General features: G+C 69.0%; 10 protein-coding genes and 2 pseudogenes. 6 read left to right on the forward strand and 6 right to left on the reverse strand.

The window, feature by feature from the left end; translation table 11 throughout:
- Positions 1-124: 124 nt before the first annotated feature.
- Both ACZ3IC_RS01495 and ACZ3IC_RS01500 read left to right on the forward strand, forming a co-directional pair.
- The gene (locus ACZ3IC_RS01495; RefSeq protein ID WP_467411471.1) at positions 125-667 is read left to right on the forward strand and encodes a GntR family transcriptional regulator; all 543 of its coding nucleotides are present in this window, start codon (positions 125-127) and stop codon (positions 665-667) included.
- Positions 664-1,443: a GntR family transcriptional regulator gene (locus ACZ3IC_RS01500; protein WP_467411472.1), complete on the forward strand. Its 780-nt coding sequence runs from the start codon at positions 664-666 to the stop codon at positions 1,441-1,443. Before ACZ3IC_RS01495 ends, ACZ3IC_RS01500 begins: the two co-directional genes overlap by 4 nt.
- A 30-nt stretch (positions 1,444-1,473) precedes the next feature.
- Here ACZ3IC_RS01500 and ACZ3IC_RS01505 read toward each other — a convergent pair whose 3' ends face one another.
- Both ACZ3IC_RS01505 and ACZ3IC_RS01510 read right to left on the reverse strand, forming a co-directional pair.
- A complete protein-coding gene (locus ACZ3IC_RS01505; protein ID WP_467411475.1) occupies positions 1,474-1,935 on the reverse strand; it encodes an NUDIX hydrolase in 462 nt (153 codons plus the stop codon).
- Between the two features lie 182 nt (positions 1,936-2,117).
- Entirely contained in the window at positions 2,118-2,825 is a 708-nt protein-coding gene (locus ACZ3IC_RS01510; protein ID WP_467412084.1) for an HNH endonuclease family protein, read from the reverse strand.
- Between the two features lie 551 nt (positions 2,826-3,376).
- Between ACZ3IC_RS01510 and ACZ3IC_RS01515 the strand changes: the two genes are divergently transcribed.
- Positions 3,377-3,991: an ArsR/SmtB family transcription factor gene (locus tag ACZ3IC_RS01515; RefSeq protein ID WP_467411477.1), complete on the forward strand. Its 615-nt coding sequence runs from the start codon at positions 3,377-3,379 to the stop codon at positions 3,989-3,991.
- Positions 3,988-5,304 carry an MFS transporter gene (locus tag ACZ3IC_RS01520; RefSeq protein WP_467411479.1) on the forward strand — a complete coding sequence of 439 codons (1,317 nt, stop codon included), beginning with the start codon at positions 3,988-3,990 and terminating at the stop codon, positions 5,302-5,304. Before ACZ3IC_RS01515 ends, ACZ3IC_RS01520 begins: the two co-directional genes overlap by 4 nt.
- 59 nt (positions 5,305-5,363) lie before the next feature.
- Here ACZ3IC_RS01520 and ACZ3IC_RS01525 read toward each other — a convergent pair whose 3' ends face one another.
- The 4 genes and pseudogenes from ACZ3IC_RS01525 to ACZ3IC_RS01540 form a co-directional block, all read right to left on the reverse strand.
- Positions 5,364-6,803 (reverse strand): ATP-binding protein, encoded by a 1,440-nt coding sequence (locus tag ACZ3IC_RS01525; RefSeq protein WP_467411481.1) that lies wholly within the window; start codon positions 6,801-6,803, stop codon positions 5,364-5,366.
- 285 nt (positions 6,804-7,088) lie between these two features.
- A pseudogene (locus ACZ3IC_RS01530) lies at positions 7,089-7,865 on the reverse strand (DUF4190 domain-containing protein).
- Positions 7,861-8,028 (reverse strand): annotated as a pseudogene (locus tag ACZ3IC_RS01535) (transposase); the annotation flags it as partial. The pseudogenes ACZ3IC_RS01530 and ACZ3IC_RS01535, both read right to left, overlap by 5 nt.
- A 386-nt stretch (positions 8,029-8,414) precedes the next feature.
- Positions 8,415-10,901: a YfhO family protein gene (locus ACZ3IC_RS01540; protein ID WP_467411482.1), complete on the reverse strand. Its 2,487-nt coding sequence runs from the start codon at positions 10,899-10,901 to the stop codon at positions 8,415-8,417.
- Between the two features lie 123 nt (positions 10,902-11,024).
- On the opposite strand from ACZ3IC_RS01540, the gene ACZ3IC_RS01545 reads away from it, so the two are divergent.
- Both ACZ3IC_RS01545 and ACZ3IC_RS01550 read left to right on the forward strand, forming a co-directional pair.
- Entirely contained in the window at positions 11,025-11,990 is a 966-nt protein-coding gene (locus ACZ3IC_RS01545; protein ID WP_467411484.1) for a glycosyltransferase family 2 protein, read from the forward strand.
- Positions 11,987-12,388, forward strand: a complete 402-nt coding sequence (locus ACZ3IC_RS01550) for a GtrA family protein (RefSeq protein WP_467411487.1) — start codon at positions 11,987-11,989, stop codon at positions 12,386-12,388. Before ACZ3IC_RS01545 ends, ACZ3IC_RS01550 begins: the two co-directional genes overlap by 4 nt.
- Positions 12,389-12,452: the final 64 nt, after the last annotated feature.

Consider the following 12,452-nt stretch of genomic DNA (forward strand, 5'->3'; position numbering starts at 1 on the left):
TAACGTGACGGTGACTGTACTGCTATTCGCGAAAAGCGGCAAGGCTTAGTCTGTGAAGGTGAGCGTGACTCGCCTACGGTGTGTTGCGACAGACCGGTGCAGGGGCGGCGAAGGGAGAGGCGGTATGGGCGGCGGTGAATGGGTCGGCACCTCGGTGCCGTACCTCGCGGGGTCTGCCGGTGCCGGCGGCGACGCGTGGGCCGCGGAGGCCGCGGCGGAAGGCCGCCGGGGGAGCCAGCGGATCGTCCGGGCGGGCGAGGTGGAGCCGCCGGAAACGGTCGCGGAGCTGCTGGGGACTCCAGTCGGGCAGTGCGTCATCGCCCGGCGCAGGATCATGTACCTCGATGACGAACCCTGCGAGTTGACGGACACGTACTACCCGCTGGACATCGCGGCCGGTACCGGCCTCGCAGGGACCGCCAAGATCCGTGGCGGGGCGATCCGGCTGCTGGCGGACCTGGGGTATGTAGGTGTTCGCGTGCGCGAGGACGTGACCGCGCGGTCGGCGACCGATCGCGAGTGCGAGCAACTGGGGCTGACGGCCGGTGAACCCGTGCTGCAACTCACCCGCCTCACCCTCGACGGGGCGGACCGGCCCATTCAGGTCGATGTGATGGCGATGCCGCCACGACGTCAGAAACTGCGATACGAGATCAGGATCGGATGACCGTGCCCAGACCCGAAGCGGATGCCGCCGACCGTCGTTCACTGCACGAACGGATCGCCGCCGATCTCAGAGACCAGATCATGGGCGGGGATCTCGCGCCCGGTGCGGCTCTGCCGTCCACGGCGCACCTCAAGGAACGCTTCAACGCCTCGAACGCGACCGTGCAGAAGGCGCTGCAACTGCTCAAAGAGGAACAGTTGGTGATCGGCAGGGCGGGCGCCGCCGTGACGGTCCGCGAACACAGGCAGCGGACCATCCGCCCAGCCTCGTACATGGCCCCGGCAGGACCGGGCGAGCCGTATCGCTGGATGACCGAGATCGCGAAAGACGGCTCCCGAGCGCACAGCACACTCCTTGAGGTCACGGAGGGCCGACCGCCCGCGGACGTCGCCGAGGTTCTCGGGCTCCCTGAGTCCGGCACCGCGCTGCTGCGGCGGCAACTCCTCACGATCGACGGCGAACCGGCCGAACTCGTCGCGTCGTACTACCCGTTGGAGATCACCCGGGGCACGGCGATGGAGGCACGTCGGAAGATCCCCGGCGGCACGCCGACGCTCCTCGCCGAACTGGGCTACCCGCCACGGCTCAGCGTGGACCGGGTCTCCGCCCGGATCCCGACGCAGGAGCAGTACCAGGCCCTGCGGTTGCCCGGTGACCTTCCGGTGCTTCGGACGCTGCGCGTCGTCTATAGCGACGACGAGCGGCCCATCGAGGCGACCGTCATGGTCAAGGCGGGGCATTTGTACGAGCTGCAATACGAGTTCACGGCCGAGTGAGCGGCGCCCCGGGACCCGGGCGGTGTGGCCTCAGTGCTGGATCAGGCCGCCGACCGGGACGGGGGCGACGTGGCCGGTTGCCGGAACGGTCCGGGCCAGGGCGAGGCCGATGTCGACCAGTGACGACCGGCGCAGGCCGGTGACGTCGGGGATCGGGGTCCAGACCGACTCGACGGTGTCGCCGTTCGGTTCGGGACGGAGCCGGCCGCCGGTGATGCGGACCCGGTAGAAGACGCCGACGTTCTGGTGCTCGGGGCCGCCGGGGACTGCGCGTTCGGCGGCGGGGATCACCCTGGAGTCCACACCCAGCAGCCGCTCGACCACCGCGTCGCAACCGGTCTCCTCGGCAACCTCCCGGATCACCGCGTCGAACGGGTCCTCCCCGTGCTCGACCCTGCCGCCCGGAAGGGTCCAGTTCTGCGAGACGTGATGGGCGAGCAGTACCCGCCCGTCCTCGACGCACACGGCGTACGCCGCCAGCCGGAAACTCATCCCGTACCTCCCGTTGGGCATTGGCCCGGTGCGGGCCGCCGGGCGTCACGCGTCCGAGGGTACGTCCAGGCGCTGCGTGCCGACGACCGACAGCAGCCGCAGCGCCTCAGATCAGAGCGGCACCGAGGAGTGCGACAGGCCGCTTGTGCCACGGTGGAGGCTGCGCTCCGGGAACGGCAGAGTCAAGCACCGCACTGCCGCAGCATCATGCTCTTGTCCGGGCCTGTGACCGGCAGTTCGTACTTCAGAGCCACCTGCGCGAACCGCACCGCGTACGAACAGCGGATCGTCTTGTTCGGCGGGAGCCAGGACGCCGGACCGGAGTCGCGCTTGGCGGAGTTCGTGGAACCCGAGACCGGTAGAAGATTCAGTACGTCGTTGGCCAGGCGCTGCCGCTTCTCCTTGCTCCAGCGGGCGGCGCCCATCTGCCAGGCGTACGACAACGGCACCACATGGTCTATCTGCACCTCGGTGGCCTTTGCCTTCTTCCAGGCGATGTCCTTGCCGGTGTACGGGTCGTACAGATCCATCGACACGACCACGCAGTCGGAACCGTCTCGGAACCGCACGTTCTGCCCGTGCAGCTTCAGCAAGTCGTTCCGTGTGTCGCAGCCGTTGCGCGCCAGCGGTACACCGTCCGCCGTGTCCATCCACGCGTAGCCGAACTCGTCGCGGTCGTACCCCGTCTTCGGCCCCCGCCCCTTGGGCGGCAGCTTGGAGATCAGCTCACGCGCTGACGTCTCGTCCTTCTCCGCCGAGATGGGGGCCAACCCCGGCTTGGTTCCGGCAGAGTCGGCCAGGGGACTCGTCCCGTACTTCCCCGACGAGCCGCCGCTTGCTGAGCCGTCCTCGTCAGAGAGTCCGCCCTTCGTACAGCCCGCCAGGATCATCCCGACAACCAGCACAGCCCCGACAGAAGGGATGCCGCGCGTGAGACACCGCCCGGACACGCGGCCACCCCGCCCGGACACGCGACCATCCCGCCCCCGAGACACATCACCGTGAGACATCTACGCCGCCAACACAAGGTCGGGGACTGTCCCCGGCATCGCACCCGGTCAGCGTGAGCAAGCCCGACAGCAGCAAGGGGGTGAGCGGAAGCAGGCGGCGGGAGGCACGCGGGGCGTGGTGAGGTATCACAACCGACCACAATATTGAGCGGGCCTAGCTCGTGGCTCGGAGGGGGCAGAACTCTCCAGTCCAGCGTCACCGCGGCCGATACTGCCTGCGTCTGCCCACCGTGCGAGGCCAGTTCTCCGGTCTCTACGATGCTCGCCCCGCGATCGGATGACTTGCCGCCGCCAGTTGAGTGCGACGACCGCAGCTGTCGCCGGTCCGAGCGCTGGATCCAGGCGCCAACGAGATGCCACTGACCAAGAGCGCCGCCCGCTACATACGTGAGAGTTGACTCTCATAAAGTGTGAGAGGAGACTCTCACGTCATGGACTCCACTAATCGCCTGGGTGATATCGAGATCACCGACCCGCAAGCCATGCGGGCGTTGGCACATCCGGTTCGGCTGGCGATCCTTGACCGCCTCCAGCGGTACGGACCGGCGACAGCGACGCAACTCGCGCCCGACGTGGGAGCCACGCCGTCGGTTACCAGCTGGCATATGCGCCACTTGGCGAGCTTTGGGCTGGTCCGCGACAGTGAGCCCGGCCCGGACCGACGCCAGCGACGGTGGGAGGCAGCGGCACGCGGCTTCCGATTCGAGGCACCGCAGAACCCGGCCGACGAAGAAGGCCGGTCAGCCGCGCGGGTGCTGTCGCAGCAGATGTTCCGGCGCTACGCAGACCTCCCGAGCCGATGGGCGGCCGAGGTCGAGCCCGAACTCGATCCGGCATGGCGCAGGTTGGCCGGGCTGGCCAACACCCGCGTCGTCGTTTCCGCTGAGGAACTCGCCGCCATCGAGGACGGGATCGAGCGCATTCTCGCGCCGTACGTGACTCGTGACCCGGCCGAGCGGCCTGTCGGCGGCCGTGGCGTCACGCTGATGCGTTACGCCCTGCCGGAAGGTGCCGAGGCCGAGCAGCAGACCGGGCAGACGCCGTGAACAGCCCGGACCGGACCGCTGCGATATCACTGTGGCGGGATCGACGGTTCCGCCGCTTCTGGGCTGGTCAGTCGGTCTCACAGTTCGGCGACCGGATCACCGAACTGGCCCTGCCCCTGATCGCCATCAGCGCCCTGAACGCTTCGGCCAACCAGGTGGCGTGGCTGACCGCACTGATCTGGACCCCGAACCTGCTCGCAATCTTCCTGGGGGCATGGGTCGACCACCGCGCCCACAAACGCCGTCTGATGATCCTTGCCGACCTGGTGCGCGCCGCAGTGCTGCTCAGTGTCCCGGTGACCTACCTGTTAGGGGCGGTGACGCTCGGACAGTTGTATGCAGTGGCGTTACTGATGGGCGCAGCCGGGGTGCTGTTCAACACCGCCTATCCGCCCTTCTTCGTGCGCCTCGTACCGCGCGCGTCCTACGTCGACGCGAACAGCAAGCTCAGCGCCAGTCGGTCGGCCTCGTATGTCGCCGGCCCGGCCATCGGTGGCTTTCTGGTCCAGGCACTGACCGCACCCGTCACCGTGGTCCTGGATGCCCTGACCTTCCTGGTGTCAGCGGTCCTGGTCGGTCGGGTTTCGGTCGACGAACCACCTGCCGCTTCCGGCAACGCAGCGACGCCCTCGCTGTTGCAACGTGCCCAAGAAGGACTCTCGTTCGTCATCCGTCACCCAGTGCTGCGGGCGACTCTCGGATGCGCGGCGACCGTCAACTTCTTCACCTTTGTCGCGGGCAGCGGACTGATCGTGCTGTTCGCCAACCGGAGCCTCGGATTGTCGGCGGCCGCGATTGGCCTCGCGTTCGGGATCGGCGCGACCGGTTCCCTTCTCGGCGCAGTATTCGCCCCGAAAATCTCGCGACGGTTCGGCGTGGGGCGCAGCATCGTCGTGGGCGCGGTTCTGTTCCCGGCGCCGATCGCCATTGCTGCTGCCGCAGACGGCCCGCTCTGGCTCCGTGCCGGAGCCTTGTCCGCGGCCGAGTTCCTTTCCGGCTTCGGCGTCATGCTGTTCGACGTCAACCTCAACTCCCTCCAGGCCTCGGTGATCCCCGACGGCATGCGCAGCCGTGTGGCCGGCGCGTACAGCACGATCAATTACGGCATACGCCCCGTCGGCGCCATCGTCGGAGGGCTGCTCGCTACCCTCATCGGCCTGAGGGCGACCCTCCTCATCGCCGCTGTCGGCGGAGCCCTGTCGCTGCTCTGGCTGCTGCCCTCACCGATACCCCGTATCCGTTCCCTGGCACCGAACAGCGCTGGGGGTGCAACTGCTGACGCGGACGACGACAATCGGCCAGTGCCGCGTTGACCCGACGCTGGCTGTCGGGTGTGCGGAACGTGACTGTGCCACCTCGGAGGAGAAACTCCTCATGCGCGCCAGGCAGCCAGCAGATCCTCAGGAGTGAGCGTCAGATCCGGGTGTACGCCGTCCTCGACCCCTGCCGGGCACACCGCCAGCAGAGGGGCCGCCGACGCGCCCGGTACGGCGGATCGGGCCTCGGCGAGGCGGGAGAGTTCGCGGTCGCTGAAACGCTTGGTCTCACGCCACTTGACCGAGCCGAGGAGGAGCATGCGCTTCCCCGAGGCGGCGGGGACGACGATGTCGTACTCCTGACTGTTGTCACGGTTCCACCAACTCCCCACCTGCCCGGCGTCCTCCAGCCCCGGTAGTTCCGGGCTGAGCCGGTACACCGCCTCCTGGACGAGTGGCTCGACAGCGCGGCCCCGCCAGCTCGGCCAGCCCCGGTCGAAGGCTGTGCGGGCGATGTCCGCTCGGCCGCGGGCGATGTGGGCCTGTTGTTCCTCGACGAAACGGAACCAGAAGCGCAGGTACGGGTCGTCGATGCGGTAGCGCCGCAGCCTGCTGTTGGCGGGCGCGCCCACCGGTACGTCGACGCTGACCACGCCCTTGTCGGCGAGCACCTTTATGGCCCTGGTGACCGCTGTGTGCGCGGTGCTCCCTTCCTCGGGAAGCTTTCCGACGACCTGGGTGAAGGTGCTGACTCCGATCTCGGCGCCCCCCATCGCCGACAGGACGCGCCGAGCCTGCTGTGCGTCGGGGAACTCGGCGTCGAGGGACCGCTGCCCCATCACGGCCAGATCGCTGTTCTCGTCACCGAGTTGTTCGTGCACGAAAGCCCGGGTGCTGCGCGCGCGTGCCCGGTCCAGCACGAGGCGCGGGTAACCCCCGGTGATGAGCGCGGTGTCGAAAGCGGCCAGCGGGTCCCCTCCACTGCCCAGGGCCTCGGCGCATTCGGCCGGGTCGAAGGGGGCGACGGTGGTGCTCCTGGCCCGGCCGTAGAGCGGTCTGTCGTGCTCGGTCAGCCGCTCCATCATTCCGACGTCGGAGCCGATCAGCACAAAGAGAACGGGGGTGCTCTCCAGCTGGCGGTCCCAGGCGTTCTGGAGCTGCCCCTCCAGGGTCGGATCCGCCGCGGCGGCCCACGGGAACTCATCGATGACGACGACGGAGGGGGTGCTGCGGCATGCGACGGCGATCCTGCCCAGTGCGTCCCGCCAGTCGATGGGGGGAGCGGAGAAGAGGGAATCGGCATCGGCGAGCGGGGTCGTCGAGGTGTGCAGCTCGGCTGTGAGCGTCTGGAGCTGGGTGGCGGGCGGTGCGTTCTTCACCGCGGAGAAGTAGAGGTACGGCAGTCCCGACTGCTCGACGAAGCGTGTGAAGAGCCGGGATTTCCCCACCTGCCGGCGGCCGCGTACGGCGAGCAGCTGTCCCGTTCCCGACTCCCGGATGCGCAGTGTGCGGCGTTCCAGATCGGCGAGCGTGCGTTGACGGCCGTAGAAGCCCATGCGTCTGCCTTCCCGGCCTGGAGGGAGCGTGTATGGGAGAATCATACATCGAAGTAACGTACATGGATGTATGTTGTTGCCTTCCAGGGGTGTGGCGGCGGTGCGGGCCCTGGCGGGCCACGACCCAGAGCGCGTCCTGCGGGACCGGACGGCAGGGCAGGGGCGGCGGGATTCCGTGCCGACCCTGCACCTGCTCACTCGCCTCGCCATCCGCCGGGCGGTTTCGGGAAACGACCGGCGCCCATGCCGGGGCGCATGATGGTCGGCTCCGGTCGGGAGGGAAGGTCAGAGCTTCAGGTCCCACTGAGAGGCGTCGTACGTAAAGCCGGGGGTTGACCTCGACCGTCAGGTTCTTGGCGTCCGCCGGGGCGTCGAAGGCGAACTGCCCGTGACCTTCTTACCCGGCAGGACCGTGCCGCTGAAGCCCTCGCCGACCTTCCCGTCGGGGATCTGCTCGGCATCCACACCGTCCTGGCCGGCCCGCGCCGCGACGCTGACGAGCGACGAATCGAACTTCTCCTTGCCCGCGTTCTCGACGACGACGGCGACCCGGTAGGCCTTGTTGCCCTTGGTGTGCCCGGCGGCGTAGGCGTCCGGGGTGTACGAGGTGGCGTCGCCGACCGTGACCGTCAGATCGTCGTCGTACACGGCCGAGTCACCGGCCTCCAGCGCCTCGCCGGTGTCCTTCTTCTCGTCCGCGCCCCCGTCCTTCGCGGGGTCGCCGCCGGGCTTCGGCTTCGCGGAGGCCGTGGTGTCCGACACCGCCTTGTTGAGGTCGTGCACGGCGTCGTCCACGGCCTTGAACGTGATCACCGCACCCACCACCGCGAGGATCAGCGAGATCAGGCCGAGCGCGGCGCCGAAGGTGGTCACCCCCTTGTTGGTGGCCTCGCCGCGCTTCGCGCGGCCCCGGCCGGCCAGGCCCAGGATCAGGGCGATGACGCCGAGGATGCCCGCCAGCCAGAACAGGAACGGGATCAGGCCCGACACGGCCCCGATGACGCCCAGGACGAGAGCGGCGATGCCCAGTCCGTTGCGGGCAGGGCGCGCACCCGGGCCCATACCGTTCCGGCAGGTCACGCCAGGGGGCACCCGTCCGCAACCGCCACAACACCCCGTTGATCACCTGCCGGTGATCCCGCCACGGACGGCCCCGCCCGTCAACGCCCGGCAACAGCGGCGCTATCCGCTCCCATGCCGCATCCGACAGATCACCACGACCCATCACAAGATCAATGATCAGGCTGGCCGCGGCTGGGATCGCACGCCGGGTCGGGCACGAACAGACTCAACCTGTAAGTGGTCGCCTGCGCCAGACGTCCACAGAGGATGTCAATCCGAGTCATCGCCCAGTCGATCCGCACCGGCTTGGCACGCAGATGACGCAGGTGAGCATGCCACTCCGACTCGTCCTGGGTCTCCAACATCACCTGCCAGCGACCCGCGCCCGGACTGGTGCGAGTTGCAGCCCGTTGCTTCGCGTCCTGCTGCTGACGTTTCCTCTTCCGTTGTCCTGGCACCGGCCCAGCATCGCTGGCGCGGCGCCACCGCAGCAAGGCCATTGACCAGGGTCACGGGACTACCCAATGGTGATCATTTGTCAGACAGAACCTAGCTACCGCGGGCCGGGTCGCGTCGCCGCCGTGCTCCCCACACTCCCGTCGCCAGCAGGGCGATCACCGCGCCCGCCCCCACAGTCGCGCCTGCCCGCAGGCCGGGTGGCCGGAACGTGCAGTCGACGGCGGTGCCGTGAGCAGGCACCGGGGTGGAGACCAGACCCAGATAGCTGTCGGCGGGCCGGCCCTGGCAGGTCCAGCCCGCGATCCGGGGCGCGGCGATCACGACCGTTCCGGTGCTGCCGGGCGGCAGGTCGGCCCGTATGCCGTCGGCGGTGACCTGGACGGCGGTCGCGCCGGTGCGCTTCAGCCCGGCGACCGCCGACGCGAGCCGGGCCCGGTCCAGGCAGCCGATCGCCTCATGCGGCACGGTTCCTTCGCGTACGGAGGTGAGCGTGACCACGACCGGCGTGCTTCCGCCCGGCGTTCCCAGGCGCTCCATCGGGGCGCGGCGGGCCGGGAGCTGTCCCTTGAGCTCGACCTCCGGGCCCGTGCCGAGCCGCGCCGAGCCGAACAGGTCGGGCGTCCACAGATACGCCTCCGAGGCCGCCGGACACCGGGCGGTCAGCGTGTACGTCCCGCGCCCCACCCGGTAGTCGTCCGCGCCCCGGTCCGTCACCGTGCCACCGTCCGCCCCGCGCAGCACCGTCGGAGGAACCGTGTAGACGGCCGTACCGAGCAGCGCCTCCTGGTTCCGGAACGGCGACCGGCCATACGCCACCGGCCCGCCCGGCGGCCGTACCGTCACCAGCGGCGGCGCCTCCGCACGGCTCACCGTCACCGGCCGGTCGTCCGGGGCGTTCCACTCCTGATGCGGATCGCGCGGCCCGCGCACCCGCGCACCGACCGAGAAGATCGCGTCCGTGACGGGGTTGTCGAGGCTCTGCACGGCCCGGCCGTTCGATGTCCATCCGCCGCCCAGCGCCCGCAGCGTGCGGGTCAGCACGGCCGGCGTATGGCTGCTGTAGTACGCGGCGCCCTGCCCGCCCACCAGCAGCGGATCGTTCGCGGTGGTCTGCTCCCGGCCGGGGTCGGTGCGATAGCGCGGCCAGCCGTCGGCGCCCGCGACCGCGGCCGCCTGGGTCCGCTGCCGTTCGCCCCACGGCGCGTAGTGGTCGAGCCGGTCCAGCTTCCGCCGGTCGGCGTACGCGGTGGTCGCGGCGGCCTGCCCGGCCTGTGCGCCGATCAGCAGAACGGCGGCCAGCACCGCGTACCTCCGGCCGCGCCCGACCAGCAGCAGCGCGACCGCCGCCGCCACCAGACCTGCCGCGAACAGCGGATACGTCCACCGTGTGACCAGGTCGCTGAAGCCGGCCCCGGCCGCGATCAGCACCAGCAGCGCACCCCCGCCGAGTAGTGCCCGCCACCCCGGCCAGTCGTACGAGACCGAGATCCAGGCGGCGATCACCACCAGCCCGGCCAGCACGAACGTCTGCCGGTACGGACTGCCGTTGGGTGTGGCGAACGCATGCCAGAGCAGATGCGTCGGCCCCCACTGCAACGACAGCGCGGCCCCCGCCACCAGCCCCGTCCACGCCCACCGCTCGCGCTGCGGCACGGACCGCTGGAAGGCCAGCGCGCAGGCCAGGAGCAGGGTGCCCGTGCCGAGGAAGAGGGCCGGGGTGAAGAAGCTGTACGTGGCGGGCAGCAGCCGGGCGAGAACGTCGGGCCAGGCGGCGGGCGCGAACGTCCGGTCCCAGCCCGGATAGGCGTGCTTCGTCCCCAGGTAGACGGGGATCAGGACGGGCGCCGAGAGACCGACACCCACCCCGACCGTGCAGACCGCCCGCACCAGCCCCCGGACCGCGGTCCGCCGGTCGTCCCGCTCCGTGAAGAGTCGGACCCCGAGCACCAGAGCGGCCCCGAGCGTCGCCATGTAGGCGGTGTAGAAGTTGGCCGCCCACGCCACCGCGACGAGCAACGGCGCGGCAATGCGATGCCGTCCCGTCCGGGCCCACTCACCGGCCAGGCAGAGCAGCGGCAGCGCGACCAGACCGTCCAGCCACATCGGGTTGTACGACGCCTCGACGACCGACCAGCCGCACAGCGCGTACGAACCGCCGAGCACCCCCGCCGCCCACCAGCGACCGCCGCGCAGCGTCAGTAGCAACAGGGCCATGAGCGCTGCCGCCGACGCCATCTTCAGGACCGTCAGCACATAGACGGCGAGGTCCGTTCGGTCGCGTGGGAAGACCCCGACGAGCAGGGCGAACGGGCTGGTCAGATAGGTACCGAGATCCGGCAGAAAGCTTGTCCCGTACCCGGACGACCAGTTGAGGAGCAGACCGCCGTCGGCGTTCCCGTGCAGCAGGTCCCACAGCCGGGTGTGGAACGGCACGAACTGATTGCCCAGGTCGTTGACGCTCCGGGTGCGCGGCCCGAACGGAAAGCTGCGTGCCCAGGCGTCACCCGCACAGACGGCGGCGACGGTGAACAGCGCAGCGAGCGCGGCCGCACACAGGCGGGGACGGGAAGTCGGCATACGCAGGAATATGCCAGCCTCGAACGCATAAACCCCCGCAGAAATAGGCCAGTTCACTTGATGGACGCCCATCGGTCATATGGAGCGCCGCATTCCGACATGTGGACAGGCTGATGTACATCCGTGCTGATCTCGCTGGTGGTGCCTTGTTTCAACGAGGAAGAGATCCTCGAACGCTTCCATGAACGCGTCACGGACGAAATGACCCGGCTGGGACATGAATTCCAACTGGTGTACGTCGACGACGGCAGCGCGGACCGTACCCTGACCATCCTTCAGGAGCTGGCCGCCGCCGACCCGCGGGCCCGCTATGTCTCCTTCAGCCGCAACTTCGGCAAGGAGGCAGCCATGCTGGCCGGCCTCCAGCACGCCGAGGGTGACGCGGTCGTCATCATGGACGCCGACCTCCAGCACCCGCCGGAGCTCGTGGGCCGGATGCTCGAGGAGCACGCCCAGGGCTACGACCAGGTGATCGCCCGCCGCACCCGCAAGGGCGACCGCGTCACCCGTACCGTCAGCGCCCGCGCCTACTATTGGCTGATCAACCGCCTGGTGGATGTGGAACTGGTCGACGGTGTGGGCGACTTCAGGATGCTGTCCCGCCGCACCGTCGACGCGGTACTGGAACTCACCGAATACAACCGGTTCTCCAAGGGCCTTTTCGCTTGGGTGGGATTCCGCACCACGACGTTCAGTTACGAGAATGCCGTCCGTGAACAGGGCCGTTCCGCCTGGACTTTCGGAAAGCTCCTCAATTACGGTCTCGACGGGCTCCTGTCCTTCAACAACAAACCGCTGCGTGCCGCGCTCTACCTGGGCATGCTGCTGCTGTCCGTCGCCTTCGCCTATGCCGCGTGGATCGTCGGCTTCGCGCTGGTGAGAGGGGTCGACACCCCCGGCTATGTCACCCTTCTCGTCGTGGTCACCGCTCTCGCCGGGGTCCAGATGGTGATGGTCGGGGTGGTCGGTGAGTACGTCGGCCGTATCTACTACGAGGTGAAGCGGCGCCCCCACTTCCTGGTGAAGGCCACGAACACCACAGCCGCGCCGCAGTCGATACGGGAAACCCAGGAGTTCGTACGCCGATGACGGTCACCGCACAGATGGCCCGGTTCGCCCTCGTGGGAGTCGTGAACACCGGTACGTACTACGGCTGTTACCTCGTCCTGCTGACCTGGCTGCCGTACATCGCCGCCCATGTGGTCGCCTTCGTGCTGAGCATGACCGGCTCCTTCTTCCTGAACTCCTTCTTCACGTACCGGACTCGGCCCACCTGGCGGAAGTTCCTGCTCTTCCCGCTCACCAACGCCGCCAACTTCGTCATCACGACCGGCGGTGTCTATCTGCTGGTCGACCTCGCCGGGTTCAGCAGCCGGTACGCGCCGCTGGTCGCGGCCGCGGCGGCCATCCCGATCACTTTCGTCGTCTCGCGCACGATCATGCTGCGCCCGGACAGCAAGGTCCCGGTGGCCGAACGTGTGTCCTGAGCGCCGTCGGGCACCCCTGAGCGGGCCCACATCCCCAACTCCTTCCGAATCGTTGGTCGAATCA

The organism is Streptomyces sp. NPDC002958, assembly GCF_055563255.1.

Coding starts and splice junctions, on each gene's coding strand:
- ACZ3IC_RS01495 (WP_467411471.1), top strand. CDS start 125: ATGGGCGGCGGTGAATGGGTCGGCACCTCGGTGCCGTACCTCGCGGGG.
- ACZ3IC_RS01500 (WP_467411472.1), top strand. CDS start 664: ATGACCGTGCCCAGACCCGAAGCGGATGCCGCCGACCGTCGTTCACTG.
- ACZ3IC_RS01505 (WP_467411475.1), bottom strand. CDS start 1,935: ATGAGTTTCCGGCTGGCGGCGTACGCCGTGTGCGTCGAGGACGGGCGG.
- ACZ3IC_RS01510 (WP_467412084.1), bottom strand. CDS start 2,825: ATGATCCTGGCGGGCTGTACGAAGGGCGGACTCTCTGACGAGGACGGC.
- ACZ3IC_RS01515 (WP_467411477.1), top strand. CDS start 3,377: ATGGACTCCACTAATCGCCTGGGTGATATCGAGATCACCGACCCGCAA.
- ACZ3IC_RS01525 (WP_467411481.1), bottom strand. CDS start 6,803: ATGGGCTTCTACGGCCGTCAACGCACGCTCGCCGATCTGGAACGCCGC.
- ACZ3IC_RS01540 (WP_467411482.1), bottom strand. CDS start 10,901: ATGCCGACTTCCCGTCCCCGCCTGTGTGCGGCCGCGCTCGCTGCGCTG.
- ACZ3IC_RS01550 (WP_467411487.1), top strand. CDS start 11,987: ATGACGGTCACCGCACAGATGGCCCGGTTCGCCCTCGTGGGAGTCGTG.